General features: G+C 42.0%; 27 protein-coding genes. 24 read left to right on the top strand and 3 right to left on the bottom strand.

Annotation, left to right across the window (positions count from 1 at the left end):
* Window positions 1-281: 281 nt before the first annotated feature.
* The 6 genes from EAG18_RS08330 to EAG18_RS08305 all read left to right on the top strand — a co-directional run bounded on the left by EAG18_RS08330 (window position 282) and on the right by EAG18_RS08305 (window position 6,012).
* The gene (locus tag EAG18_RS08330; RefSeq protein WP_161972718.1) at window positions 282-1,376 is read left to right on the top strand and encodes a ParA family protein; all 1,095 of its coding nucleotides are present in this window, start codon (window positions 282-284) and stop codon (window positions 1,374-1,376) included.
* 18 nt (window positions 1,377-1,394) lie between these two features.
* On the top strand, window positions 1,395-3,008 hold the full coding sequence (locus EAG18_RS08325) for a hypothetical protein (protein WP_125251922.1): 1,614 nt from the start codon (window positions 1,395-1,397) through the stop codon (window positions 3,006-3,008).
* Window positions 3,001-3,576 carry a YlcI/YnfO family protein gene (locus EAG18_RS08320; protein WP_125251921.1) on the top strand — a complete coding sequence of 192 codons (576 nt, stop codon included), beginning with the start codon at window positions 3,001-3,003 and terminating at the stop codon, window positions 3,574-3,576. Before EAG18_RS08325 ends, EAG18_RS08320 begins: the two co-directional genes overlap by 8 nt.
* An 83-nt stretch (window positions 3,577-3,659) precedes the next feature.
* On the top strand, window positions 3,660-3,992 hold the full coding sequence (locus tag EAG18_RS08315) for a hypothetical protein (protein WP_125251920.1): 333 nt from the start codon (window positions 3,660-3,662) through the stop codon (window positions 3,990-3,992).
* A 252-nt stretch (window positions 3,993-4,244) separates the two neighbouring features.
* Window positions 4,245-5,285, top strand: a complete 1,041-nt coding sequence (locus tag EAG18_RS08310) for a hypothetical protein (protein ID WP_125251919.1) — start codon at window positions 4,245-4,247, stop codon at window positions 5,283-5,285.
* Between the two features lie 13 nt (window positions 5,286-5,298).
* Window positions 5,299-6,012 carry a hypothetical protein gene (locus EAG18_RS08305; RefSeq protein WP_125251918.1) on the top strand — a complete coding sequence of 238 codons (714 nt, stop codon included), beginning with the start codon at window positions 5,299-5,301 and terminating at the stop codon, window positions 6,010-6,012.
* A 50-nt stretch (window positions 6,013-6,062) separates the two neighbouring features.
* On the opposite strand, the gene EAG18_RS08300 is transcribed toward EAG18_RS08305, so the two are convergent.
* Complete coding sequence (locus tag EAG18_RS08300; protein WP_125251917.1) at window positions 6,063-6,542, bottom strand: hypothetical protein; 480 nt, start codon at window positions 6,540-6,542, stop codon at window positions 6,063-6,065.
* 191 nt (window positions 6,543-6,733) lie between these two features.
* Between EAG18_RS08300 and EAG18_RS08295 the strand changes: the two genes are divergently transcribed.
* The 8 genes from EAG18_RS08295 to EAG18_RS08260 all read left to right on the top strand — a co-directional run bounded on the left by EAG18_RS08295 (window position 6,734) and on the right by EAG18_RS08260 (window position 12,564).
* Complete coding sequence (locus EAG18_RS08295; protein ID WP_125251916.1) at window positions 6,734-7,216, top strand: hypothetical protein; 483 nt, start codon at window positions 6,734-6,736, stop codon at window positions 7,214-7,216.
* Window positions 7,217-7,289: 73 nt separating this feature from the next.
* Window positions 7,290-7,643, top strand: a complete 354-nt coding sequence (locus tag EAG18_RS08290) for a hypothetical protein (RefSeq protein WP_125251915.1) — start codon at window positions 7,290-7,292, stop codon at window positions 7,641-7,643.
* Window positions 7,644-7,731: 88 nt separating this feature from the next.
* On the top strand, window positions 7,732-7,986 hold the full coding sequence (locus tag EAG18_RS08285) for an RNA chaperone Hfq (RefSeq protein WP_125251914.1): 255 nt from the start codon (window positions 7,732-7,734) through the stop codon (window positions 7,984-7,986).
* Entirely contained in the window at window positions 7,979-8,392 is a 414-nt protein-coding gene (locus tag EAG18_RS08280; protein ID WP_125251913.1) for a hypothetical protein, read from the top strand. Before EAG18_RS08285 ends, EAG18_RS08280 begins: the two co-directional genes overlap by 8 nt.
* A 97-nt stretch (window positions 8,393-8,489) precedes the next feature.
* A complete protein-coding gene (locus EAG18_RS08275; protein ID WP_125251912.1) occupies window positions 8,490-9,053 on the top strand; it encodes a hypothetical protein in 564 nt (187 codons plus the stop codon).
* A gap of 163 nt (window positions 9,054-9,216) precedes the next feature.
* Window positions 9,217-10,536 (top strand): hypothetical protein, encoded by a 1,320-nt coding sequence (locus tag EAG18_RS08270; RefSeq protein WP_125251911.1) that lies wholly within the window; start codon window positions 9,217-9,219, stop codon window positions 10,534-10,536.
* Between the two features lie 57 nt (window positions 10,537-10,593).
* Complete coding sequence (locus EAG18_RS08265; RefSeq protein ID WP_125251910.1) at window positions 10,594-11,910, top strand: hypothetical protein; 1,317 nt, start codon at window positions 10,594-10,596, stop codon at window positions 11,908-11,910.
* A gap of 342 nt (window positions 11,911-12,252) precedes the next feature.
* Window positions 12,253-12,564, top strand: a complete 312-nt coding sequence (locus EAG18_RS08260; RefSeq protein ID WP_125251909.1) for a hypothetical protein — start codon at window positions 12,253-12,255, stop codon at window positions 12,562-12,564.
* Between the two features lie 441 nt (window positions 12,565-13,005).
* On the opposite strand, the gene EAG18_RS08255 is transcribed toward EAG18_RS08260, so the two are convergent.
* Window positions 13,006-13,218: a hypothetical protein gene (locus tag EAG18_RS08255; protein WP_125251908.1), complete on the bottom strand. Its 213-nt coding sequence runs from the start codon at window positions 13,216-13,218 to the stop codon at window positions 13,006-13,008.
* Window positions 13,219-13,429: 211 nt separating this feature from the next.
* Window positions 13,430-13,876, bottom strand: a complete 447-nt coding sequence (locus EAG18_RS08250; protein ID WP_125251907.1) for a hypothetical protein — start codon at window positions 13,874-13,876, stop codon at window positions 13,430-13,432.
* Window positions 13,877-14,404: 528 nt separating this feature from the next.
* Between EAG18_RS08250 and EAG18_RS08245 the strand changes: the two genes are divergently transcribed.
* The 10 genes from EAG18_RS08245 to EAG18_RS08200 all read left to right on the top strand — a co-directional run bounded on the left by EAG18_RS08245 (window position 14,405) and on the right by EAG18_RS08200 (window position 25,302).
* Window positions 14,405-14,896, top strand: a complete 492-nt coding sequence (locus EAG18_RS08245) for a hypothetical protein (RefSeq protein WP_125251906.1) — start codon at window positions 14,405-14,407, stop codon at window positions 14,894-14,896.
* Window positions 14,897-15,100: 204 nt separating this feature from the next.
* Complete coding sequence (locus EAG18_RS08240; RefSeq protein ID WP_125251905.1) at window positions 15,101-15,772, top strand: hypothetical protein; 672 nt, start codon at window positions 15,101-15,103, stop codon at window positions 15,770-15,772.
* 135 nt (window positions 15,773-15,907) lie between these two features.
* Window positions 15,908-16,492: a hypothetical protein gene (locus EAG18_RS08235; protein WP_125251904.1), complete on the top strand. Its 585-nt coding sequence runs from the start codon at window positions 15,908-15,910 to the stop codon at window positions 16,490-16,492.
* 2 nt (window positions 16,493-16,494) lie between these two features.
* The gene (locus EAG18_RS08230) at window positions 16,495-16,779 is read left to right on the top strand and encodes a hypothetical protein (protein WP_125251903.1); all 285 of its coding nucleotides are present in this window, start codon (window positions 16,495-16,497) and stop codon (window positions 16,777-16,779) included.
* Between the two features lie 265 nt (window positions 16,780-17,044).
* Entirely contained in the window at window positions 17,045-18,127 is a 1,083-nt protein-coding gene (locus tag EAG18_RS08225) for a hypothetical protein (RefSeq protein WP_125251902.1), read from the top strand.
* Between the two features lie 51 nt (window positions 18,128-18,178).
* Window positions 18,179-19,069: a hypothetical protein gene (locus EAG18_RS08220; protein ID WP_125251901.1), complete on the top strand. Its 891-nt coding sequence runs from the start codon at window positions 18,179-18,181 to the stop codon at window positions 19,067-19,069.
* A gap of 164 nt (window positions 19,070-19,233) precedes the next feature.
* Entirely contained in the window at window positions 19,234-20,580 is a 1,347-nt protein-coding gene (locus EAG18_RS08215; protein ID WP_125251900.1) for a hypothetical protein, read from the top strand.
* A 14-nt stretch (window positions 20,581-20,594) separates the two neighbouring features.
* Window positions 20,595-21,926 carry a hypothetical protein gene (locus EAG18_RS08210; protein ID WP_125251899.1) on the top strand — a complete coding sequence of 444 codons (1,332 nt, stop codon included), beginning with the start codon at window positions 20,595-20,597 and terminating at the stop codon, window positions 21,924-21,926.
* A 134-nt stretch (window positions 21,927-22,060) separates the two neighbouring features.
* Window positions 22,061-24,025 carry a hypothetical protein gene (locus tag EAG18_RS08205; protein WP_125251898.1) on the top strand — a complete coding sequence of 655 codons (1,965 nt, stop codon included), beginning with the start codon at window positions 22,061-22,063 and terminating at the stop codon, window positions 24,023-24,025.
* A 17-nt stretch (window positions 24,026-24,042) separates the two neighbouring features.
* Window positions 24,043-25,302, top strand: coding sequence for a hypothetical protein (locus tag EAG18_RS08200; protein ID WP_125251897.1), 1,260 nt, complete (start codon window positions 24,043-24,045; stop codon window positions 25,300-25,302).
* The last annotated feature ends 249 nt before the right edge of the window (window positions 25,303-25,551 follow it).

The raw sequence follows: 25,551 nt of genomic DNA, 5'->3' as shown, positions 1-25,551 counted from the left end.
TGTAAGTAAGTGCTTCCTCTTTATATTGATAGGACTTTTGTTGTTAGCTGGTACTTACATTTGTTTGTGAGTGAATACAAACTTATTGGTTGCTGTTTTTTGTGTTTATAAAAAGTGATTGCACAATCAATTGTTGCACTCACTTTTTATATGGCGTAAGCTATAAGTCATTGTCGTACAGGCGTTCTTGACTCAAAAAGTAAAGTGCGCGCAACTCAATAATCCGCTAAGGAACCGAAAATGAAAAAAATAATGGCTGTAAAATTCGCATGGAGGTTTTTATGAGTTTATCTGCAAGAAGCTTCAGGCTAGCCCAAATTCCGGTCGATAGTCGGGCTAAGATTGTTTCTGTTGCAAACCGCAAAGGTGGTGTGGGTAAGACCACCTTGGTGAGTTATTTAGGGGAAGGTATTGCGCTTTGGGCTGGTAAACGCGTCCTTCTTATAGATACTGATAAACAGTGCAATCTAAGTGGTGCTTATGGCGTTATTGAGTCGACCACAGTTGATGCGGCGCACGCATTTGCCGGTTCTGCGCTCAGAGCCATTCATCAGCCCATAATTCACCCTGAGTATTATGATGAAGATGGTAATCCAATGCCTTTTGCTGCTCGCAGTAGCTCATCAGAGATCATGAAAGAAGACAGGCAATATGTGTGTCAGTACGGCACATATATCCAGCATGACTCCCCTCATTTAGGCACTGTGAATAAATTGGGGGGGATGCTAGATATTGTGCCTGGTGATAGTGAGGCACTCAGTCATATCCACACTCATGCAGAAAAATACCCGGCAAGAACACTTTATGAGCGGTGGGAGTCTTGGTTGATTGATTGCGACATCCTCAATTGCTACGACCTGATCATTTTCGATACCCCACCATTGGATGCGGAATTAAACGAGGCGCTTTATCAACTGTCGGATCATGTGATTGTGCCAGTAAACCCATCCAGAGATACGCTTGGCTCATGCAACACCGTCACTATGTCTTGCCTCGCGGCAAATAATAGTGATGGTCGCATGCGCCTAGTGACGACAATTGTTAATCCATTAAATTCAGGGAAGTTGAGTAAACGAGAAGAAATTTTATTAGAGCCAATTTTCAATTACCCTGCGTTTGGTTGCTTTCCAAAAAATGAGGTATTTCCTCGTAGTCGGTTAATTCAGGAACGTCGTGATATTTCTGTGCCCCCTTATATAGACCCGGAAAGCTTTGAAAAGCTCAGCGCTGAAGAGAAACGAGCTGTAAAGCCGCCAATGTCATCGCTTATTTGGAATAAAAAATCAGATCCTTCGAGAAAAAAGCTGTTTTCAATAATTGATAAGTTACATCAACGCATTTTTGGTGAGCCTCTTCCTCCTGAGGATGATAATTAAGCTTTTAGGTAATTCGCTATGACAAGTAAAAAACAATCAAAACTCGGTCACTTGCTTCAAACCAAAGGAGCACGAGACAAAGCTGCCGAAAGAACGGCGCAAGCACTTTCACAGGAAATGGATGCGGTTAACGCGATGTATTTGCAGCAACAGCAACGATCTTATAAATCTGTGAACTCGAACGAGCAAGGGCTATCAGGCGCAACCGTAGAAAAAACAATCTATAAAGTGCCGGTCATTGAGCAGTTGTCTCAAGTGAAAAAAATGTTTGAAGAGAACGGTGGTGAATCTTTCGATGTAGAAATACCGTTGAGTTTGATTAAACCCAGAGCAGACAACCATCGCTTAAACGGTACATTAAAGTTATCTTTTGATACTTATATGGAATTGCTGCCTTCATGCCCTGATAATTGGCAAGAGCTAGATGCGGCTGAGTATGTAGAATCGTTTTGGGCTTCACCGCTGGCAATGTTAGTGGCTAAAGGTAAGTTGCACGGCAAAGAGTTAAGCGACGCAATGACGGGTGTGCAGGACTTATTTAAAACTGCGGTGAGCTTAAAAACAAAAGGCCAGCGTAAGTCTATTGATGGCTTTTTAGCTTACGACGAATTTGGCGCTGCGTCACATGTTGTGATCATTGATGGTGAGCGGCGTCTGCGTGCTGCCCATTTATACGGACGCGAGACGCTAAGACTACGTCTGGCTGTAAATGAACGTGCTGCTGATGGCCTATCTCAAGATGCCTCAGATCTAGACGTTGAGCTGGCCACTCTCGCAACTTCATACGAAGCGAATAGTTCGTCGGTATCTTTATCTTTGGCAGATACATTCAGGCATTATCACACACATTACAGGGTGCTATGTCAAAAAGTGGGTAAAGATGTTGCCGATGCAATGTCTACAAACACAGCAAAAGTCGCGATGAAGCTGACTTCTGAGTCAAAACCACAAGTTGCACGTTTTTTGAAGTTGGTGCGRCACCCGCAAAGCGAGCTGCTGTTAGAGATCTGCTCCGTGCATAAGCCGGGTCGTGAATCTTTAATAAAAGTGGCGAATGACGCTGTAGCATATGCACAGCAACATGGTATTAGTTGTGATCCTGTTCATGTTTATGCCTTCTCGGTTGCAGATGAAAAGATTGATTTTTCTATCGATGAGGTGCCTCAAGCGCTTGTGGATGAAGTGATGGAACTCGTTAATCAAGTTACGGGTAAGCATGTCATTAAAAAGAGCGAAGATGTTACACGTCAACAAGTGGCACAACAGTCAGAGAGCGATAAAAAAGAAACAGTTAAGAAGCTGAAGAAGTTAGGCTTTCCAACACCTGAGTCGGATAATGCGTTACGAGACAGACAGCTAAAAATGCTGATTGCGGTTTGCGCGCGGATAGATCCTACACTGGAACAAACAGGCGAGCTACTGGAATCAATGGCTGCATCTAAAGGTTCAAAAGAAGACATAGATACATACCGCCAAGGTTTATTAAATATCGTCAGTCAGTCTATGCAGCATTTAGACAACCTAGATATGTCGGGCGAGGATTTATCTGGTTTGATCCGTAAAGCGCGCACTGAAGGGGTCAACTGGTCTGAATTATTCCAAGGCCAGAAAGAGGAGCGTAAGCATGGTTAATGATCGTAGCTCAAGTAAACTTGCTATGCTGGTGACGCCTAAGCCAAAACTTGACTCAGTGAGTGACGGCTCCGATCGCATTAATGCTAGATTTCCTAACAAAATGATTGAATTAATGGATGCGGCAGCGCAGCAAAAAGGAGTATCACGCAGCCGCTGGGTATCTGAAGCAATTATTGAATTCAAACGTATCCATTTGGATACGCACCTTGAGTTTTTGAAAGAGATCGACGACAAGGCGGAGCAAGAAAAAGAGCGTCTGGCGATTTATCAAAACTTGGCGCGCATGACACTGGAAACCAAAATATCTACCATAGGTGGACGCTCATTATCGATTAGGATGATCCAACAATCTATTCCAGCGCTCAGTGCTTTTCAAGAGCTACTACGCGTTATTGACTTGGCCGACAATACGCCGATTGAGTCGGATGATGTACCCACCACACTCTCTTTAGCACCTGTCAGAGACAAACTAAGAACAATCTTGGGACATATGGTTATTTGGGAGCGGTTGATGAAAGAAAGTGATTTGTCGACTTTGATTGGTTCTCCGTTAAATCAACAATAGCCATTGTTGGTTTTTGCTGCTTAGTCCTTTTCTGCTTGCCTTTCATTTGCTATTGTACAATAGTAAATGAAAGGAGCACCCCAATGAATACACAGTACTCTGTCGTAACAATTTCGGTTACAGACTTGAATACATCCATTAAACGCTTATCAAAAGCACTTATCCGTCAGCGATGGAAAAGTGCATATAAGGTGGCGGATATGATCAGAGATAGACTGTTCAATGACGAAGCATTACGTGAAATTACGCAGTTAGAGAGAAATATATCCCCGGATAAGTTTGAGGTTACTCTTAATATTCAAGGGCCTAAAAGTAAAATAGCCGAAGTGGTTGCCTACGCAAAAGTAACGGCTGATCACGCTGGCTTGGTCATTGATACCGACTTGGATCTGACTCGTGTGACGTTATTAAGCTGAGACATGCTAGGTGTTTGCATTAATGTGCAACTGGCTTAAATCCGCGTTTTTTATTATTGTACAATATTCTGGGTGTGCTATATTGCGCCCAGCTCTCTACTGACAAGTAATAGGGCTTAGCAATGAGACTGGGTTATATTTTTCAACGGATATCATATACCTGTTAGTAATGGGTTACGCGCACTCGCAAGCGCTTAGCCGGCCTAAAGGTATCACAGTATCTAGACACAAAATTAGACAAGGAAACTTTTAATGAAAGCGTTAATCACGGTTATCACGCTGCTGCTAACTGCACTCCCCGCACTAGCCGATGAGCCTATTTATGCAAGAGATATTGATTGGGGGACAACAGGAGTAAAAGATAGAGTAGCCAGTGCGATTTCGCAATTTAATGCACATTCTTCAGAGCGTAAGGTGCTGTCCGATAGTTTGGAAAGCTTCACTAATATGCAAGCTGCCGAAGGACAAACGCTCAATTTTAGTAGCGGTGTATCTGCCACGCTATCGGGTGCTGCGGTATTTCAAAAGACGAACTATTCTGCAACAGGGTGGATGTCACTTAACATCGACCACTTGGCAATGACCTTTAGCGTGCCCATTCAGTCATTTGCATTTCAGGCAGTGGACTTAGACATTGGCAGCGCCAATTTGGAAATTCAGTTTGAGCACACCGATGGTAGCGTTGCGCATTACACCATGCCGGATAAGGTTAATGTTCATAAGAACTTAGTTTTTTGGGGCGTTCATTCATCAAAGCCCGTTAAAAAAGTGACTATTTCACGTACCAGCGTGGGTGATGTGGTTTACCTAGATGACTTTATGGTAATTTCCGAGCAATCTTTTCGAGATCCCACTTCATTTAAAAACCCACAACTTACCAGAGTAGGTATATGCGCTGCAGATCGTATTGATTATACCGACGAGTTTGGCGCAACCAAATTGAAATCCGATCTAGGCCAGGTGCAATGTATTGGACGTCTTAGAGCAAATAAACTTGAAGTGTTCACAAACACTTATTCTGCTGACCGGTTTTTAGGTGAGATCGCGTCTGATAGATGTTTTATTCGTAGCGAATATACAAATGTACATTTGATACGCAGTACCCCACACTGGGAGCATGAAGAGATTGATGGTAAAAAAATTTCTACCATGACAATCAGATATACACATAGTGGTCAATTTCCACACCAACCATATGGCTATGCGAGAAGTATTTGTCAATTTAAAAACCCAGCTCAAGACAATATTATGCTTCTAGGCAGTTATGCAACTACTTACGCAGATAAATTTTAAGGGCAGTAATATTATGTTAAATAATCGATTAGTTATATATATACTGTGTGCTTTTACTGCTTTTACCGCCTATGCTTCTCTTTACCCTGAACATCCAAGTACACCATCCCCTCGCGGGTTCTGTACTATCACAGGTTCGGTCTATTCTGGAACAGAAGTTGGTGAATATGGTGGGTTGTGGTCTACCATTACTGACAATAATTTCACACCGGCTAAAAAATATGCCCCTGGGCAACCTACCATTGCTTCACCAGATGTTGCGAATACCCCGACACAAGTAATTTGTAAATTGCCAGTATCTATTTCAAAAAGCTCCTACCCAGATTCTCCAGGAGAGATATACATTGGTGCTGGTTGGTTTGCTGGCCGAGTTGGTGATATCAGCTCACTTGTTTCATGTGATGTTGTTGCCCGCAGAAAAGGTCAAGAAGTATACAGAGAAACACTGGATATTAGCAATGAGATAGACCCAAGCTATCGTGGTTACGACAATGGTTACGCATATAACATCACCAACTTAAGGCTAAAACCATGGCTACCCGATAATGAGTCCTCAGGTGTGGTACTAAAGCAATATGGTGCGAAAGTTACGTCGCAAGCATTTAGAGACGTGGTATCGAATAAAGAAGCGCAAGTTGATCATACTTACTTTGATTGCACTGTAGATAATGACTACAGCCAAGCGGACGCTATTACTATTAACTTATTGCCTGCCTATCTATATTAATTTATTCCAGTAAAGGTGACTTGTTGTCACCTTTTGCCCCTTTATTACAGCTATTGTGCTTTTACTTCATCTGTTACATGATGAGTAAGGCTCTGAGGATCATTCATATAACATTTGTACTCATTTAAAAGGTTACGCAAATGAGTATAGTTTTGTGCAAACAGTTTTTTGCGGGTGCTGAGGTTTATACTCGGTAAATGAATGGGCATGCCGTTTTCTTTACTCAGGGTTGCCCACCCCAAAGGGGTTAAATTGAGCATACCTTTTATATTCAAACTATCATGTTCAATAAATACCGCTATGGCTTGTTGTCCCAGTGGTGTTGAGCTAGGGTAACTTTCAAAAAAGCTCGTAATTTGCGGATACTCGTTGATATGCAGCTTGCGATTAAGGCAAATGGTTTGTGTAAGAGGCACATTAATGATATCCCTTATCCCAGCAGGCTTAACTCCATCAGCGAACGCGATAAGTTCATATGTATGCTTCATTTTAGTGCGGCTGATCGCCCCAAGTATTTGTACATGCTCCATAATATAGGTTCTCAAGTCTCATTTAGATTAAACGACTCTTATTCTAACTGCGAAGTAGGCGGTTAGCTACTTTCTTCTTTTTTAGTCACGCATCATGTGGAATTTATATTGTACAATATAAATTGTATCGCGTTGTAATTGTGATAATTATAAGGCATATTGCTATCAAGATGAGACTAGGTTGAAAAAAGATGACATGTACAACTGATGCGGTATTGGTGTATTTAGATGTTGAGTGTGAGGATGCTGCACAGCGAGTACGTAAATTTTGTGAGTCGTTAGGTATAGATGAATCGGAGCCAAATTCGCAGTTAAGGGCTGCACAACTGGCTGAATATGAAATAAAAAAATCCATAGCTAAAATAAAAAACAAATCTCGACCTGGTGTAAGAGACAAAGAAAAGCTCAGCTCTTTGAATAACGAGCTGGTGCATTTGCTACATGCGATGCCTGAAAGGATCAGTGCGCTGGCACTCGAGCGAATTATAGAACAATTTATTGTGGAGATTATTCATATTCATCCCATTGCGGACGACACTTGTATTATTGCGCTATGTATGAAAAGGCTTAGAGAAAACTATTTAGGTAAGTATGATGGTCGCCTTGCCTATACTATTGTACAACAAATTATTGATTGTCTGCATGCGTCAAGTGGCCGCATCATGTTCCAGTAGTATAATGTTGCTGAGGGCGGATTAGAAAGATAAAAGGTATGATGTGTTAACTTAGTTAAATAAGGATAAAAACATGTGGTTTCAAGCTCTTACAGCCGCAGGCGGTTGGATTTTCGAAATATTTAAAGGCAAACAGGATATTGTTAAACAAGCTGCACACGCTAAAGCGCAGCGCGTAATAAGTTGGGAAGAAGCGATGGCTAATGGTGCGGCCACCAGTTGGAAAGATGAATGGTTTACTGTTTTGTTAAGTGTTCCTTTTATTATGTGTTTTATTCCACAACTTGCGCCATACGCTCATCAAGGCTTTATTCAATTAGAGCAGACCCCCGAATTTTACCGCTATATGTTCGGCCTAGCTGTAGGAGCCTCGTTTGGATTTAGAGGCTTTGATAAATTTGTAAGAACGAGAAACATACGTAATTGACGTTTGTCAGCGTGAACAAGTTCATTTTTGTGTCGCAAATATAAAGCAAAGTGGCACTAGTAGTAATCAGTAAACTGGAGTTAAGTCGATGTCTAATAAAGAGTTGGTGTTTCCCAATGGTGAGCCTTTTGACCTGTGGGGAGAGCACTTAATACAGTTCCTTTTAAAAGGGGCGAAAGTGCGTGTGTATTTAGTCAATGGTATCTGTCTTAATGGTAAAGTCCGTCGGTTTGATAAAGGTAGTGTGCTACTTTCCTCGCATAATAAAGAGCCCATGCTGATTAATCGAGAAAGTGTTGCAACGATTGCCCATGACGATCACAAAGTAGCCACCTGTGAATAGTCGTGACCAAGGGATTGTGACCATTGACCCTGAGTTCTGGCGACCAAGTGATACAGAGTTAAAAAGGATGGAGCAAGAGCAGTTGTTGGTAGTTTCTGGTCACGAGGATGAACCTATTTATCATTTCAAATGTGTCAGAAGTGGGGCGTGTTGCCGAACGAACCTGTGTGATAGAGGTGAAATGAACACCGAAACCAATCAATGTACCCACCTAATTTTAGATGAAACGCTACAAGAGGGCGTAAATCTCTATCGCTGTAACCTCTACTCATTGTACAATAATAAAAATGATGGGTCTGCGATGCAATTTGGTAAAGGTTGTTGTGCACCTTGGAGCGAAGCGAGAGCTAAAGTGATTGAACAATATCGTTTAAGACAGCTTGCCATCACTTCGGTAACCAGTTAGCCGTGGTTACATGTGTGAGATAGGTAGAAGGTAAGGTTCTACTTTGCGTTTGAGAACGTTGAGATGTTTATTTAGCTCAACGAAAAGGAAGCGCAAGATGACACAAAAACACATATCTCACCAAAACGAGCTCGGTACAAACCGAGATGATATAGTTAAAGAGCAGCAACGTCTGCGCTTTACCAATGAGCTGTTAGCAGAGGAAGTTCGACTCGCAAAGGACGCTTTGTCTACGGCGCTGGATAAGCTCGGACTAAACTGGTCTCCAAGATCAAGAGACTACAGTGTTTTACATGACATTCTGGGTACACTGCCTCTGGCAAGCTACGAGCAAGCGTTAACCGCAAGTGAAAGTCAGCGTATTGAATTACTCAATAGGCATGTAAAACTGAAACAATCGTTCGAAGAGCAAAGCCGAGAAAAAAATGATTTGCTGATAGCATTCACCTATGCACACCAAGAGGCGTGTTATTTATGTGAATATCATCACAGACTAGCTTTGATCGTCGAAACTGAGTTGGGTAATGCCTGCTGGTTTTTACAAGCAGAAACCAAAAGTGCATTTGCTCACTTAGCATATAAAAAAGCGCCAAACTCAACGCTTGAAAACAGTCAAAGAGTCGCTGCATTAATTATGCTGGCAACTTCATCACATCAGTGAGCCGACGTTTTTAGGATGGATTGTGCGCTCTTAAAGCATGCAGTTAGGTTGGTTTTACCTTAATTGCAACTGTGAGAATATTGAACTAACAAACGCGTTGTTGGTACATAAATGAGTCTGTGAGATTGAGCCTTACAATCCTGCACCTATAGGAGATGCTAACATGGCATTTGATATTACTACTGTATTGCAAAACACAGTGACGTTTACGTCGCAACCTAACAACCATGGTATCTATAGTCTTTCACTGACACTAGAGAACCAAGATATTGCTGGCGACTACTTATTCGATGCAATTAAAGTATACGCAAGTGAAAATAACATATCTCTCAAAGAGGATATTCGTAACTCATACCTAAAAGTGTACTTGAAACACTCGTATGCTAGCGGCGAGCTTACAAAAGATGATCTCGATACCGCTGATTATACAGCGCAAGTCGCTCTGAAAGATTTACATCAAGCGCAAGAAGGGAGTGAAAAGTACGAGCCTATTACAATTGGCGGCTTGCCAGCAAATGCGCGTTTTAAATGCGCATTTGAACTTGTACTGAATGGCGAACTGCAAGGAGAGTTTCTATTAGCGCCAAGCTCTGAAATGCAGCTAGGGGGCTCGAATGTAGCGGAGCCAGAAAATGTCGTTTTATCAATCACAGAAACCGCTAAAAGTGTCGAAGTAAAAGTCAGTAACGTTTCAGCTGAGGACAACACGCACTTTTTACTTGAAGTAGTTGACGACACTAAGAGTGCAATGCCAGAAGTGCCTTATGAGCAAAGCGTGGTATTTTCTGGAGAATTTGAATTTCAAGCAGACAGTGAACCAACCTTTATGTTTACTGTTGGTGAAAACAACATGCGCAGTTATGTAAATTACTCTGTCCACTTAAGAACGATAGAGAAAGTGGATAATGCGCCCAACTCAGCTTCAGCTTCGGTAAAAGTAGACGCTCAATCTTTTGAACTTCCTTGGCTTGCTGGTTTTGTCGACACGACGGTCATCAAAGGCAAGCAAATTGAAGATGCGCTTGTGAGTAAGATAGCAACTAAGCTAACAGCCAATGAAGATGCCCGCAAAGCATTGCGTACCGCGTTAAATAGTGGCGCATATTCACTCGTTGCATCGCAGATGTACGACCTGACTCGTGACGTGGCGGTCGAAGAATTTGAAAGTGCAAAAGATACCTTTAACGAAGTAAGGACGAAGTTACGTCGTATTGCTCTATACAGTGATATTGACCCTGATTACAGCGAAGTTTTGGACTTGAGCGGTTCTACCGGAGATGCCGAATTTGATACCTATGATGTCTTTATGTTTGTGACCAAACAGGGTTTCACCAACGGTATCGAAACCCGTTACTTTACTTGGCTTGGTAAAGCTTTTTACTTAGGCCCAATTGTTGAAGGTGGCGTTATTTCAGACAAAAAATTCCAAGTGTCAGTGCGTGGCGATGTGTATCGTGACCGTGCTGAGCTTATTTTCTCATAACCTGCTTTACAATCTGCTGGGCGTTTATACGCCCAGTTATTATAGAGGTGATCTCCTATGACTTTTGATCTATTGTCGTTTTTAAACGCTACTAACAATGTAGTCACGACGGCACAAACACAAGCGGCAGCCGATGGGCTAATGCGCCACGCCATTGCGCTGGTTGGCGCGCAAGATCACATCTCGTTGCGAGATGCGTTAAAAGACCAAGCCAGTTTACCGAATACCTACTTGTCTATTTATGTTGCAGCCAAAGATGAATTAGATGGTAACTCAGTTTCATTCGATCAAACATATGCGCAAGGTAACTTAAATCCATACAAATTTAATGGTACTCAGCTAACGTATAAAGTCACTTATCAAGCAGAGGACCGTTTTCAATACAAGGATTTATTTGTCGATGGTTTGCTCTCTGGCACTGACTATTACTATGGTATAGAACTTGTTGTTGACGGAGTATTGCAAACAGGTTGGCTTCAAGGTGCTTTTACTACTCATGGGACAGCCTATTCAGCCCCAACACTGAGTGACATTGCCTTTTCAAATCCTAGTGACCCATACCGGTTAATTTATGACATTGAAAGTGTCAATATGGCTGGAAAAGACAACTTATCAGTGCGCTTCGAGGTAATAAACTCCGTATTAACAAATACAGGGCCACGTGAATACATCGTTGAACGAGATGAATTTTTTGGCCCTAACGGTGAAAGGTTCGCAATTGAAGATTTGCCTGGTTCAATTTATCAACGTTATGTTGAGTATGATATACAAATACGCTTTGTTTCAAAAACGGATTCTCCAGTTGGTGTATCTGCGCCATTGAAATTAGCACAAAACATACAAATCCCATGGTTAGATCATTTTGTCGATACGGTTATATTAGACGGCGGCGGTATAGATCAAGAAATCTTAGAGGATGCTGCTAAGCGTATTGCTGAGTTAACACCAGCACAAAGAGATGCACTTTTGGCGCAACTCAGCGAAGGTGATATTAAAGATATCGGTTCAGCGTATAAAGCGTTATTGAAACAAGCAGCTATTGCGACTGTGCAATCACTTGAACCTGCGGCTGATGCGATGCGTAAGCAGCTCATGGATTTATTATATGCAGCCAATGATCAAGGTGTTCAGGCACCAGGTATTTATATCACGCTTGATCTAAATGATAGCGACGCACAACGCGTATTTAAGATGATCACAGCGCCATGCTATGTGAGGGAACACCATATAGACAGTGTCGTGCGCTTCTCTGAGGGCGTATTTTATATTACCGAAGACAAAGATGACCAAGGTGTTGATACAGGCTTAACACGTATTGTTTATGTTGGACAAGCTGCGTTTGAGCGTTTTTTCTTGAAGTTTAGTAATCGATAAATCTCGCTCAGCCGGACTCTTTATACCAATTTGCTTAATTAAGCTTTTATTTTGAGGCGAACAAATCTTGTCGATAATACCGCTAGCACGTCATACTATCGCCAAGGTAGCTGAAAAGACGGTGCTATTTAGTTTGTTCTAGATAAGCAATGTTTAACCTATTAGCGTCAGATTTATTCCTTCAAATTGAGCAAGTATTAAGGCGAATTGGTATAATATTAGCGCCTTTTTTAGTTGCAACTTTAGTGTGAGCAACCCATTGGATACTGTGCGCATTGTACAATATGCAAATTCACAGCGAATTTACTGTGTTGCTTTTAACTTCTCCATGAGACCCATTACATGTTTAATTCAGATCCACTTTTCTTAACATCAGCGCAAAAACCAAATACACACCGAATTGGTAATGTACTTCATTGTGATAAGCTCCCCTACCCCACCAATTACGTCCAACATGATATATATTGTGTTGTATATGTTGGTGATGATGTTCAAGACATACTCAAAGCACGTTACACCATTAATTTACTCATTGAGAGCGGGCGTTTAACTGAAGATAGAATTAGATTAAGAAAAGCACTGGGTGAATACAATTTTAATAGAATGATTGATGGCTTTTTGCAAGAGCAAATTCACACATCAAAGCAAGGGTGAATTGTACAATATAAAACATACCATACTGTACAACTCATTCATGCTCATTGCTAGAAGCCATTACCTTACGCTACGATAACATTAAACTTGGCAATTAACTTTTCTAAATGGCCGATGCTTCACTTGTTATAACAGTAAGCGCCACCCAAGGTTATAAAGTCATTTAAAATCAAAGCACTAATAGATAAAATAATTAACAAAGCCAGCTAAATAAACTGCCTATTAAGCTTAGAATATTACTCTGGCACTGCGACAAATCACACCCTAACAGACGCCGATATGAATTAAAATGTAGTCTTGGCGTCTGAGCATTCATTGATTAAGGGTAACCAACAAGCATATTCACTCTTTTAAGCAAAGCGTTTTACTTCACGCACCTTACGACCAACAATATAAACGTCGCTCTGATAAAAGCGCACTTAACGTATATTTAGATTTCTATTACTCCTTTTCATATTCAACAGGCGGTACCATACCGGCTATACCAACCCCGACATTAATCGCTGCGTTACACAACACTTTTGCTTTGTCCTCATCACTTAGGGCTTCATAAGCAGCAATGAGTGCAGGTCCACCTTGGTAAGTAGTATTAAGCAGTGCTGCTATATTAATGTCTTCTCTAACAAAAGTCGCATTAAAGTGTTTTGCGTCCATCCTAGTCCACCATTCATTACAAAATTCTTATAGCCCTTGACCTATCATTTTAAGTGCACAGTTCGTCATATAATGATATTGGGCTAAATGTCGTTAGTCTCGAGTCAACATTCTAAATGTAGTGCACCACTAAACGCAAGACGCGTTACTACAAGTATATTGAAAATCGCACCTTGCTTGTGAGTACATTAAGTACACACGCAGAGCCGTTTTAGTTAAGAATCAAATTGTCCAATACTGGTGTAATGTCAAATACCTGCTCAACAGCAGGGTTACCAATATAAAATTCATCAGACGGAAACTCAAAAGCTTGATATGCAACGTTAGACACTGTCGCTAGTAGGCTTGCTTGGATCTCATTTTCTGGTAGCCATTTGTTATAGGTTAATATACCTGCATCATTCGCTACACCAACAATTGCCACACTCACATTGTAATTGAACTCATCAATGTTCATACCTAGCGTATCTGCACAAGTGACAAGTAAATAGGCTACTTTGGCACTCTCTTTTAACGGCAGAGCATTGCGTAACCCATTAGCAGTGTTCAAAGCCAATGTTTCAAATGCTCTAACGTGGGTGTCTTTTAGAAGACTGTTTAGGCTTGTTCGCTTGCCTCGACCATCAGTTATGCTGGACTTGCTGTACCTTATTGTCATACAACACTCACTCCCTAATAAAACGTACATTTCTTTATAGGCGCCTTAGATTGCCTAGTATTACAACGACTAACATTTCCCCGCGCTATAAAACATTACACTCAAAGTGTGATTGATTCAAGCTCAATCTGTTGCGTCATATACAATTCTTCACTTATCGATCTGAAAACGTGTTTTAGCACACTTCTTGTTGGAGTTGTGTTGATATATAGCAAATGTAGGCGAATAAAAGCATTTGACGCAATTCACATTTTAGATAAATCACCACGTCGATTATCCTGTTTTATATAATTATAAATCTTGATAAATGTATTTAAAGTGCTATTAATTCAAGGTGTTATTTTTAAAACCAGCAAAACGGAAATAAAAAAAACCTTACTAATGAATGATTTAATATTATTTAAATCATACTTAAAGCCAGAATAGAGCGACGCATTCTATGGCGTTTCAACTGTAACGGTTGTATGATTGCAGCAGCTTTTTGCACTTTAAGTGTTAAGCAATGTTTTTCGTTCGGAGCCACTAAAGTTGACAGAACTATACTATAACGATCACCAAAATCTGGGGTTAAAAAGCCCAAATGGACCGTCAGCCCGCCTCAATGAAATGTTGGATAAGAATAAGAAACGATGGAAAGAGCCAGGCCACGGCAGAACCTCTGTGGTTCGAGATGCTGCTGATATCTCCTTCTCAGCCGCTGCAAAGTGGTTAAAAGAGGATGTTTTGCCTCGAAAAGCTGAAGATAGAGTGCATTTTGCTCAGATCTTACAAGTAGATCTACTATATTGGGAATACGGTGAGCGAAGAAAAGTTGAACGAAAACCGGTAGATATTTTGAAGTTTAGTGTCGTAACGCACCAAATGATGTCCAAATTAGGGCTTTCTCACAATGAAATAAAAACCGAGCAACTGATATTGATTCAGGAAATCGCACTTGCATTCTCAGATAGGTGTGGAGATACCTACCCAGATGAACATATCATAGAGCGACTTTTCAAGTTGGCAATCGGAAAAAATTAATCAATACATCATAATTGTACAATATCAAAATTTGACTGACCCAATTCTCTTATTTTCCTGCCACAACTTGTATTGTACAATTACAGCTTCATCCTGTTAAATATTAAGCCCCTTGGCTTTTTGATAACGGGCACTAACACACTTAAGTAAGCGCGGGTGTGACATCAGCGTTAGAAACTCACCCATTAGTGAGCTTCAATTATAGTGTCTTTACAATCAATTGGAGTACTTGGTATGTATCTTGAAGAGTTAATTGACTACGTCATGATCGAAACCGGTGGATTCATTATGGGCGACTTAGAAATGACCCAAATTGACAGGCATCAATTTCACCTCATCGTGAAGCGTGCCTTGGGTATTTACAACAAATATTGCCCGCAATCAAAACGCCTTATCATTGACTGTGACAAGACATATGACTTTACTACGTCACCTTTGGGCAGGCCAAACTGGGTTTCTAGTGTGACTCCAGTAGACCATGAGAGCGCCGTAGCAGAGTTAGTTTATGGCCGCTCAATCATCAATAAACCACCGGTTTGGGAGTACCAAGAGCCAACCCTTTTTATAGCGGGTTCAGCAAGAAAATACGACGTAACGGCACTCTATTTTCATGACATTACTGATATCATGTTTGATGAAAACAATCGAGTAACGACATGCAATTTACCTTCGATTTCCTATGACGATGTTTTATTTTTAGACCTACTAGTAAGCTACTCTTTACTTGCCATTGGCCGCTCTAGGCGCGCCTTTACATTGCAAGACTTTCCCGTCTCAATGGACGGAAAGTTACTCGTATATGAGGGACGGTTGATGCTAAAAAACACGAAGCGCAGACTACAAGAGCAATCTCGCTGGCATCATGCGATTGGGTGAGTRAGCGTAAATACCAAGACCTTGTTTCTCTGTGGTAATTTGATAAGATGCTTGAAAATTGTACCTATCAACGTGTTTTTGACTAAGACAATTTTTGATCGCCAACTTGAGACTGGAAGTGTGAGACACTGAACTATGACATATAATGATTACGATTGGTCTATTGTGCCCTTAGAACCTGTTCCCCTTACTATGGGCCACATTAACTTATTAAATTTAGCTAGGCATCAAGCAGATAATACGCTGATTATTTTACGCCACCATAATAACTCCGCTTCCCCAAAGCATTTATGGACACAAGCTCAAAGCCAAGAAATGATCGAGCGATGGTGCGCCTCTCAAGTTTATGTACCAGCTTTAAAGTTCGTTCAGCCAGATGCACAAAGTAGCAATAGCGATTGCATTGAACTCATTCAGTCTAACACCAGTGGGAAAAAGGTATTGCTAACATCAAGCCTGAGTGCATGCGATAAATTCAATGAATACCAGCAAAATGGAATTGACTGTCGCTTTGTGACCCCAGCGAAAGATAAAGCAGGCGCAATCATCGACTCCTCAACAGTACAGCACGCTTTTTTAGGTGAGCCGTCATTGATTAACTTGCAGTATGAGCTAAAACAATGCTTAGATCTGGGCATTTTGCATTATTCAACATACCAGTGGCTGTGGCGTTACGCACTGAACATACAACAAAATACGAATACCAGAATGGCGAGTTAACGATGGATCAGCTCACAAACAGAGGTAAACAAGGTGCCTGTAGGTATTACGTGGCTCGGACATCCGTGTTGCAAGCGCTGAGTGATTGTGCGCCTTTACTAAAGCAGCATGAGTTCGAATTAATTGACATACTATACAATAGAATCATGAACTTATTTGATACAGACCAATATGCCTTATATGAACAGGTTGCAAATATATTGTCAGTAAAGAAAAACACCTCTATTACAGCGTATCTAAAAGAAGCAATAGAGGCGACAGTCGTTAGCTTTACACATAAAAACTGACAGCTTGGTGAAGCAATTACCTTTTGCAATAAAAATGGCAATAGGTGTTTAACAGCGATGATAAGCTGTTCAGTGACAAAGACTCTTGGTATACTCTATTGTACAACTGAGACTACACCGACACCAAGCGGTGAATAATGAGAACTATGGGGCCTGTATGATGTCCACACGTGAAACATGCAATACACAACTTTGCGCTTTACCCGTCCATTTTGCGGACCTCTATGTGTTAGCTTGTCAAAGCAGCCTATATAGCGAGTAAACTATGTCAGGTATGTCGTTTAACCGCAGTGGCTACAAATCACACGTCAATATGTTAAAAGATGTGGTGATTGACATGGTCGAGTCTGGAAAATTTCAGTCAGTCTCGATACAGCAGCTGGATAATGATCAAATCATTCACCCCAAATTACTTGAAGATGACGCCCCGTTCTCGTGCTTACTTGAAGTACTGCCTGAGGGTAACGCCATGCTGGCTGGCAACCAGTATAGTTGGCGCGTTATGTTTAAAGTTAGTTGGAATGAAGCCAGATTATATGTGGCGCCAAAGTTGCAACTTCCCGACACCGCAATGCTCACAGAGGTACAGGGTCAGTTTGAACGGTTAGTGGGTTGGGATCATGTTGGTGTCATCGGGTCTGATATTGGTAACTCAGGGATCCCATTTGTTGATAGAACGTACCTGAGAAAAGCAGCTCCAGCGTATCCAATGGGGTATATACTTACGTTAACCGAGCGCGGCTTTGTATTTTTTTCATACGAAGAAACTTTTGATGATGCAACGCAAATAAACAGTAATAATGCAAGCTGGTTTAGTTGGCTTTGTGTACAACGCCCTGTTGATCCAGAATCGGGCGAGCCGCTGGTAAGTGAAATGTCGCCAGTATTCGCAGCATATGAAATAAAAAATGGTTTTGGTCATGTAAGAAACAAGTTTGTAGTACGTGAGGCCGACGTATACGTACCGACCAAAAGCCAACCGGCTTGGCGATTTAAGCACATGGACAATGCGATTTTGCCTCATCAAGACGCTGAAGTTAACTATTTTACTGATGATAATACCGCAAAAGTATTTTTTCCCCACAATTTGAATACGCGCCGTTATCGCTACAAACATGTCCTCGATCTGATTGCCTACAGTGAAGCTCGCTTATTTGGAAGTTTACAAAACGTTGAATTTTCTCAGGTATTTTACGAGAAGCAAAGTCGCCGCTTTAAAACTGTGTTGAATCACGCCCAAGATTCGACCGGCACCATTATTCTGATTTATATCAATGGACCAGAGATAAAAGAGCATGTTCGCTCGGTGCATGATGAAAGTTACAACTGGTTATTGGCCACAGGATAGCAGCATGACAAACCATGAAACGTATTGCGATATAAAGGGCTGGTAAAATATATGTACCATCAGTTTAAACATGGCTTAGTGGACTTGGCACAAGTACTTGATTTCTTGATAGAATCAACAAGTATGTATTTCACTTATAAAAAAATGGAAAATGGCCGCGTACTTAACTTGATGCCGCGTGTCACACTTGATGCCAATGCAAAAGACCAGCCTTGGGTCGTGCGCTTTGAGCTGATTAACGACATAGCGCTGCGCATGAATATTGTGACGCCCATGCAGTTAGACCCTGACGGCTCTCTATATAATAGAAACCTAGGTAGCCTTAATACAAAAGACACAAGTTATGCTGTTGGCTATTGGCATCAAAGGGAAGGACTTAAAGGTGATGCTAAGTATTCACGGCCTTTTTCTGTGCTTTTCACAGCCGATTCTCATGGCTTTGCTTTTGCAATTTGGGAGCATGCGGTCGTTAACAGTTTAAACCGTCAACTATCTTGGCTAGTCGTACAAAAGCCTGTTGAATGGCAAAATGGCATTGCTATTCCAACTGAGCATAACCCGGTGATTGCATTAAGCGGTATATTCAACCGCTATGAGTCAAGCGTTGAACAGATGCTCGTACGTGAGCGCGACATTCCAGTCCCCGCGCCTGCACAAACAGCGATTTCAGATCAATACAATCGTTACAGCGCAATGCATACAGTGAAATTAAAAGAAATTTCAGAAAGTAGGGATTACTTTATTCAATTTCCTAATAATTTCTCAACTGAACGATTTAGCTATGATGGTGTATTCGATATGATTGGCTTTGCCAATACGGATTTAGTCAGCGCCAATGCCACTCTACCTCTTGAGGTATTTGGTGAGCGCAGGAACTATCACACCATGGTAAGTACATTAGCCGATAATAACGGCGTCAGCGTTATGTTTCGCATTACATAATGCGCTACATATTGAGATTTTGTGAAACACAGTAGTGAAACACCTTAATTATTGTACGATCGAAGCGTTTTAAATTGTACAATAGTTAGAACCGCACTTTGCAGAGGCAAAGTAGGCATTAATGAGACCAGTTTGCATTGGCCCCAGACTATCCGGAGAAATTTATGGGTTTTGTCAAAAAAGCGGAGTTTGCGCCTTATTCAGTCGAGCGTGGTGGATACACGACGTTAAAAAGCCTGATCACAGCCGTAGTCCGAGATTTAGTGAATTATTATGAGCATCCAACTGCTGCCGATGAAGCACAGAATGCGTTTGAACTTTTATATCCCGCAGATAACCCAGATTTGGGTGATCCGGAGTCAATTGATAGCGACGTATTTGTTGTACAAGCGACGGGGTTTGTCGATCCTTTAGCTGGCGCGGATCCAACTTTTAAGGCACAAGGTACTGAGATCATCCCTCAGCCTTGGATTATTCGTTTCGATACTGGTGTTGGCAAACAATGCACCCCAGCACATAACAATCGCCGTGAAGACCGCGACAACGATGCGCCTGAAGTTGGTAACTTACATATCAATATTTCTACTCCACTACAGTTGTACAAACCTGCAAGTGGAGACTGGCAAATGTACGACTATACGCCACCTAACCGCGGTACAGGTGACGAACCCATTGTCGTTGGCACTTTGGGCTTCTTGGGCGAACGTGTTCCCGTTGTAGACAAGCAAGTTGCTTGGTGTGACCCAAATGATAAGCTGCGCCTAGAGATTGAAGACAAAGGCTTTTTCTGTCGTCGCCCGCTTTACAATATTAAAACAGAATTTGAAACTAAGTACCCTGACACAGCTCAGGTAAACATTGCAGGTACGCCTAATATTCCAATGTCATATGCCCTGTCCGTTAGTGAGCATGGTATTGCATTGGCTATTTGGGAAGAAGCGACAGATCAATATGATGCAAAAGGCCACCGCCACAGCTGGTTTGTTTGCCAACGCCTCGTAGACAAAGAAAGCGGCACACCACTTGTAAATCAAGCCGATTCACACTGCCCACTAGCGTGTTTGTATGGTATTCAAAACCAAACTCAAAATATTAAACGTTATTTTGTGGTTCGAGAATCAGATGTGCACCGTCCATCTGAGGACTTAGATGCAACCAAAAACACCCAGGACAGTGTTGCACTTATCAATCCTAACGAACAAATCTCTGTCACAGAAAACTACGAATATGTCGTATCCGTACCAAGTGGGATCAACACCCAACGTTATTTGTATCTTGAAGAGATGGACATGATCAGTTACTGCTCAGCCGATATTATTTCTCAAGACGGTATTGCTGAGTTGTCCATGTACGATGATGGCAGTAAAAAGCGATACAAAGGGTTGCGCTCCACGGGCAAATATAACACCGGCGTACGCATTCTCATGCGCTGGTACAACACGGCTATCACAACACAAGACAACGTGGGTCAGACCGACGTTGTGCCTGGCTCTAGCGCTGGCACTTACTAACAGGAGAGTTATCGATGCCACTTACAATAAATGGTGATATTTACACTTCGAATTTACCAGCGAGCTTGGCCAATGGTGGAGAGCATTTCGTCACGACCGTTACCCGTGATGGCTTCACTGATGTCCGTGAACTTGTCAGCAACTGGTTACAAGTGATGGTCGAAAACGGCTATAAACGGATCACCCGCACCCCTATCGAGTTTGACCCAAATAATCCTCAGCCTATTATGGCTGTACTTGAATCAACGACTGCGACAAATTCACTCAACGATGAAGAACCTTATCGCATCAGGGTATACGCAGATACACAATACACTTGTGAAATTCAAATGGCGACGCCACTACAACTGGGTGAGGACTTTGAAGAAGCCATTCCGAATTTGCGCGGCTACACTTGCGGTCATGTTGGTGAATCACCACACACTGTTCCGCACAATTACCGTGATGTGATCCCACTAAACAAATCATCGGCAGCTAACGCGACGACAAAGCCGCCGCAGCCAAGCCACGGCTTTAACGTATCAACGCTCTACTTTATTGACGTGCGCGAATTTGAGGGGATGCTTCGAGCTTACCCAATGTCATACCGACTATCCATCACAGATAGAGGGTTTTCTTTTGCGTACTGGGTAGAATCAGACGACCAATCAGCTGGAGACTCGCCAACACAAAGTTGGATGGTGCTACAAAGGCCTGTGGATCAAAAGTCTGGCAACAACTTGCAAGATGCAGATCCGCTGGGCTCTCGTAACCCCATTTTTTGCTTATACGGAATCTATAATAAATACATTTATGATAATTTTGGTACCACACAAGATGGTGAAATCTACACCATGGACATGGATGGACAGGTACCTTTAGGTAGAACGCAACCTGTATCTTTAAGCTCGCTACCGGGCATTATTCAAAAATTTACGGTACGAGAAAAAGACGTATTAAAGCCAACATACGCCGAAGATGCGACGCTGAACACCCGTGACTCAAATGCTTGGGTAAACGAAGTGCAGCAGCAAACTCGAGTTGAATATCGAGCGAGTTCAGAAGCAACAAACGCAGGCGCATTTACCTTAGCAGGTGCCAAATACGTTATCCTTTATCCTAATAGGTTGAATACAAAACGTTTTCGCTATCAGCATGACATGGATATGGTGGCATACACATCAGCCGACGTAATAGCACCACAGCTTACTATTAAAGTTAATGTGTATAACGAAGGTGATACAAGCGCCAAACGTTATCGCAAATATACCGCATTAACACCAAACAGCAGCCATAATACCAATATGACTGTATTAATGTTAACTGAAATAGATTGTGACGCCCCAGACACCGGGGAAAATCAGTAATTAAACAGCTTAATAATCGTTATTGAGCATTCGCCATTTTGTTCAAAACTGTTGTACAATACAAACACACTGTACAACAGTTACAGAGCTAACTGTAATGGTGCTGAGACTAGAGACAGCGAGGAAAATGAGTCATGTCAGAATTTTCACCTTATTCCGTAACACGCGGAGGGTTCGCCACACCCCGGGAAATGTTCTTATCTATTGTACAAGACCTAACACGGGAAAATAGCAACCAAGTAAAAGCATTTGATATTGTGTATCCAAAAGATACCTCAGAGCTTGACTATCAAAATCCAGATAATCCAATCAATGATGTGATCATTGTGCAAGCAACTAAACATGTCGATGCCTGTGCAGAAGACGAATCAAATCCTCAACCTTGGGTAGTGCGCTTTGACACTCGTTCAGAAATTGGCCACGGCATGGGTCATATCAATGTGACGACACCACTGCAAATTGATATGGACAAAGATAAAGCTCCAGCCATTCCTTATATTCCGCCAAATACATCGTATGATGAGAGCAATATTTCTAATATCCAAACCCGAGGTACCTTAGGCTTTATTGGTAATCGCGTACATGATGGTAATGGTACTGTGCCACAGTCAAACCGTTATGGCTTTATTAACCGCGCGATTTATCATACCAAAATAAAAGAAGACCACAGAAAGGATCCATATGGTAACTTAATGTGGATGTTGATTAACAAGTCGAGCAAGAACGAAGAACCAACTTTTGGAAGCCGTAATAAAATTCCACGCGGTGCATTCGACGATAGCAACCAAATACTATATCGCTATCGACTTGAGTGGTATGAGTTAATGAACCCAGAGGGCGTTAATATCAATGCAGTAGCTCCTAATTTTTCCACGAGCACATCACCACAACCTCACATTAGTGCGAATGGAAGTCGTTTAGATGGATTTGAAAGCCCAGTTTATGAGCGTCGAGAATGTACCCTTTATTTCCGTGCTCCGGTAGGTAAAGACGCAACAAACCTAGATGGCGATACATTTATCACGACGAAAGTCGAAGGTGAAGTGCCTCCCAGTTTATTGAACCTAGCAATCGAAGACTCTAACCGCGATGAATTAGGTTTAGTTCAAGAGTTAGAGTTAACATTTCCTTTAACCAATCAACCGGAACTTGTCTATCACAAAATATCGGTCGAAAGAACAGGATCTCCTCATTCGGGGGGTTACAGGTATAAGTCATCATGGATCGTTGATACGGAGCGTACTAACGATGTAGAAATCATTGCAGAAGCGCCGCAATCACTAGGTGACTCTAGCTTCGATGATGAAAATAATAAAGGCCTTGAATTCTATGACAACTTAAAATGGGATCTACGACCCATCACAGACCAATCGTTTGATGTGACTGGTGAGGCCATGGACCCTAAAGAAGGCGCTCGTAACGTTCCGATGTCTTATGCACTCACAGTGAGCGATCATGGTATTGTGCTGGCAACGTGGGACCAAGCAGTAGACCAATATGAGACAAATGATGGTCACCGTTTTAGCTGGTTTGCAACACAACGCTTGGTAGATAAAGACACCGGCACACCGTTAGTTGACCAATCAAAGAGCTTTTGCCCATTGTTCTGCATTTATGGTGTTTATCATGAGCGTGTTAGCACCAGTAATTACTTTATTGTACGAGAGTCTGACGTGCATCGCCCTTCTGAAGAACAAACAGCAGGCGATGATAGCCCAGATTCAAATGCCATCATCAATACCTACGAGCAAGTCGCTGTATCGGAAGATTATGAATACGTGATCACGGTACCTTCAGGCCTAACAACACAGCGCTACCTGTATTTAGAAGAAGCCGACCTTATTGGTTATACCTCAGCTGATGTTATTTCTAACGGCGCCCTATCAGAATTTAGCATGTACGATGAAGGAGTATGCTCTATACCAAACGAAGCACACGTAGATAGAGAGTCATGTATTCAAGGAAACGGTGTATGGGAAGAAACATCGCGTCTGTACAAGGGCTTGCCTGCAACAGGTAAGTTTAATACTGGTATGCGTGTTTTAATGCGTTGGTATGGCGGTCGCTTAGGCAACCTTAACAGCAAACAACAAAACTAATTTAGGAGAGGACGAGGATGGCTTTAAATACCCTTGTACAAAGTAATGTTAAGTATGGTTACAGCGACCTGCGTTTCGTTTTGTTTGAAATCGCAGAGTGGCTCAATACCGTTGGTTGGGAAATTAAATATCAATTTCCAAACGCAAAAGAAAAGTTTGATGCGCAAGGTGGCTACAGTTTTGTTGCTGTTCCTCGCGGTGATTCACAAAACATGTTTGATAGTGAACTTATCGCACTAAAAATGGCTACAAAAACCGTCAGTGGCTCAGAGTTTTCTTATCAAACAATTGAGGCGCATGTCACACCGCAACTACAGTGTGATTTTTCAAATGGCCAAGTGATCCAAGACGCACGAGGTGTGACTTCAGGTAACTTAGGTCCAGACTATGACTATACCTATACAGAAGCAGGTGTTGAACACCGTGCTAACACTGGGGATGGTCTATTTTTCGACACTAAAGTCGTCAAAGGTCGTCTAAAAGCACATCCAGTTTCGTGGCGCGCATCATCTACCGAACATGGATTATTTTTAGCTATTTGGCTAGAGGGTGACGAGCACCGAGATCCGCCAACGCAAAGTTGGTTTGTGGTACAGCGCCCTGTAGACCAATCAGATGGTCAACCATTGAGAGAACCAGATGCGGATGGTAGCCGAAACCCAATTTTCTGTATGTATGGTATTTCTAACGAGAGTAATACTCGTTCAGCAGCCCACCAAGCTGCTTATGAGAAATATGCACAAGAAAATGGCATTCCATATACACAAACTTTGGGATCAACATCGTCTGGCCCGCAAAGCTCTATTACGCCCTCTCCAGATGCGACCAAGCAAGGTGCCATCGCACTAAAACGCTTTGTGGTACGAGAAAAAGACGTTAATGCACCTGGTAAACAATACGATGCGTGGCGTAACGACCGTGATATGAACGCCATTATTAATCTACGTCAACAACAGGCGCGGATTGAAATGCGTGATATTGGCGTTGCAAGTATTGAGAAAGCAGGCTCTCGCTATGCAATCCTGTTCCCTTCAAAGCTGAACACGCCACGCTTTAGGTTTAAGCACGAGCTAGATATGGTTGCTTACACCTCAGCTGACGTCATTTCATCTGGGTTACCTGTAAATGTGCACGTATATGGTGAAAAAGACCCTGAAACGCAAGAGAAGCTGTATCGAAGGTATATTGCTATTCAGCCAACAGGGCCATTCAATACCAACCTTATTATGCTCCACCTAATTAAGTCTGGTATTCCCGAGTCTGAAATTAAAAAATAATCGAGCACTTGTTTGAAGGGTGCAATGCCCTTCTTTTTGCTGTTTCTCGCAGAGTTTGCGTATATTTATTTATATAATAACTTAGGTTTGGATCGCCTGAGAAACAGCCCTTCTTCCTTTTCAAACGGCTAACTCACCGCCCCCATTAATTTATTGTACAATATTTCAATCTCACTACTGCTTCATTTCAACAATCGCGGTACAATCCTTATATTAAGGCGATGCCAAATGAGACTAGTATGAGGGTGC

This window comes from Pseudoalteromonas sp. J010, assembly GCF_003934235.1.
Classification (GTDB): domain Bacteria; phylum Pseudomonadota; class Gammaproteobacteria; order Enterobacterales; family Alteromonadaceae; genus Pseudoalteromonas; species Pseudoalteromonas peptidolytica.
Note: the sequence above shows the minus strand (reverse complement) of the source record. Positions and strands in the feature narration are given on the sequence as shown.

What these genes read in the sequence shown, in the direction of transcription:
- EAG18_RS08330 (WP_161972718.1), top strand. Translation starts at nt 282, where the DNA reads ATGAGTTTATCTGCAAGAAGCTTCAGGCTAGCCCAAATTCCGGTCGAT.
- EAG18_RS08320 (WP_125251921.1), top strand. Translation starts at nt 3,001, where the DNA reads ATGGTTAATGATCGTAGCTCAAGTAAACTTGCTATGCTGGTGACGCCT.
- EAG18_RS08315 (WP_125251920.1), top strand. Translation starts at nt 3,660, where the DNA reads ATGAATACACAGTACTCTGTCGTAACAATTTCGGTTACAGACTTGAAT.
- EAG18_RS08310 (WP_125251919.1), top strand. Translation starts at nt 4,245, where the DNA reads ATGAAAGCGTTAATCACGGTTATCACGCTGCTGCTAACTGCACTCCCC.
- EAG18_RS08305 (WP_125251918.1), top strand. Translation starts at nt 5,299, where the DNA reads ATGTTAAATAATCGATTAGTTATATATATACTGTGTGCTTTTACTGCT.
- EAG18_RS08300 (WP_125251917.1), bottom strand. Translation starts at nt 6,542, where the DNA reads ATGGAGCATGTACAAATACTTGGGGCGATCAGCCGCACTAAAATGAAG.
- EAG18_RS08295 (WP_125251916.1), top strand. Translation starts at nt 6,734, where the DNA reads ATGACATGTACAACTGATGCGGTATTGGTGTATTTAGATGTTGAGTGT.
- EAG18_RS08290 (WP_125251915.1), top strand. Translation starts at nt 7,290, where the DNA reads ATGTGGTTTCAAGCTCTTACAGCCGCAGGCGGTTGGATTTTCGAAATA.
- EAG18_RS08285 (WP_125251914.1), top strand. Translation starts at nt 7,732, where the DNA reads ATGTCTAATAAAGAGTTGGTGTTTCCCAATGGTGAGCCTTTTGACCTG.
- EAG18_RS08275 (WP_125251912.1), top strand. Translation starts at nt 8,490, where the DNA reads ATGACACAAAAACACATATCTCACCAAAACGAGCTCGGTACAAACCGA.
- EAG18_RS08270 (WP_125251911.1), top strand. Translation starts at nt 9,217, where the DNA reads ATGGCATTTGATATTACTACTGTATTGCAAAACACAGTGACGTTTACG.
- EAG18_RS08265 (WP_125251910.1), top strand. Translation starts at nt 10,594, where the DNA reads ATGACTTTTGATCTATTGTCGTTTTTAAACGCTACTAACAATGTAGTC.
- EAG18_RS08260 (WP_125251909.1), top strand. Translation starts at nt 12,253, where the DNA reads ATGTTTAATTCAGATCCACTTTTCTTAACATCAGCGCAAAAACCAAAT.
- EAG18_RS08255 (WP_125251908.1), bottom strand. Translation starts at nt 13,218, where the DNA reads ATGGACGCAAAACACTTTAATGCGACTTTTGTTAGAGAAGACATTAAT.
- EAG18_RS08250 (WP_125251907.1), bottom strand. Translation starts at nt 13,876, where the DNA reads ATGACAATAAGGTACAGCAAGTCCAGCATAACTGATGGTCGAGGCAAG.
- EAG18_RS08235 (WP_125251904.1), top strand. Translation starts at nt 15,908, where the DNA reads ATGACATATAATGATTACGATTGGTCTATTGTGCCCTTAGAACCTGTT.
- EAG18_RS08230 (WP_125251903.1), top strand. Translation starts at nt 16,495, where the DNA reads ATGGATCAGCTCACAAACAGAGGTAAACAAGGTGCCTGTAGGTATTAC.
- EAG18_RS08225 (WP_125251902.1), top strand. Translation starts at nt 17,045, where the DNA reads ATGTCAGGTATGTCGTTTAACCGCAGTGGCTACAAATCACACGTCAAT.
- EAG18_RS08220 (WP_125251901.1), top strand. Translation starts at nt 18,179, where the DNA reads ATGTACCATCAGTTTAAACATGGCTTAGTGGACTTGGCACAAGTACTT.
- EAG18_RS08215 (WP_125251900.1), top strand. Translation starts at nt 19,234, where the DNA reads ATGGGTTTTGTCAAAAAAGCGGAGTTTGCGCCTTATTCAGTCGAGCGT.
- EAG18_RS08210 (WP_125251899.1), top strand. Translation starts at nt 20,595, where the DNA reads ATGCCACTTACAATAAATGGTGATATTTACACTTCGAATTTACCAGCG.
- EAG18_RS08205 (WP_125251898.1), top strand. Translation starts at nt 22,061, where the DNA reads ATGTCAGAATTTTCACCTTATTCCGTAACACGCGGAGGGTTCGCCACA.
- EAG18_RS08200 (WP_125251897.1), top strand. Translation starts at nt 24,043, where the DNA reads ATGGCTTTAAATACCCTTGTACAAAGTAATGTTAAGTATGGTTACAGC.